We start from the raw sequence: 438 nt of genomic DNA on the forward strand, positions 1-438 counted from the left end.
GGCAAGCGTGGTCACAGGGTTGCCGGTACCGCCGGTGCTGGCGACCTGGGTGCCGAGGCCGGTGACGGCGGCGCCCACTTTGCCCACCAGGCCGTTGACAGGCCTACCCAGGCCTGTGGCATTGCCGAGGTTGCCGGTGGTGTTTTCCACCAGTGAAACCACCGGCACCAGTACCCTGCGGTTCACGTTGCCGGTCAGGGAGCCCAAGGGACCGGTGGTGCTGGCGGTGCTGAGGGTGTCGCCGAGCATTGTCACGGCGGTGCCCACGTTATCCACCACACCACCGACTGCGCCGCCCACGCCGCCGGTCAGACCGCCGACGACGGGGACACCGCCGAGGGTGGTCGACAGCGATCGGCCGGTGGTCGACAGGCCACCGCCCACATCGGACACGCCGTTGCCGACACCCGACACAGTGATGCCCAGCGAGTTACGGCG

At 69.4% G+C, this 438-nt stretch carries 1 protein-coding gene; it reads right to left on the reverse strand.

Annotated features, from left to right (window positions below):
• The coding region (locus BFP96_RS30205; RefSeq protein ID WP_170875997.1) for a collagen-like triple helix repeat-containing protein at window positions 1-438 on the reverse strand (438 nt) is incomplete at both ends.

Origin of the sequence: Pseudomonas sp. 34 E 7 (assembly GCF_900005715.1) — a bacterium.
Classification (GTDB): domain Bacteria; phylum Pseudomonadota; class Gammaproteobacteria; order Pseudomonadales; family Pseudomonadaceae; genus Aquipseudomonas; species Aquipseudomonas orientalis_A.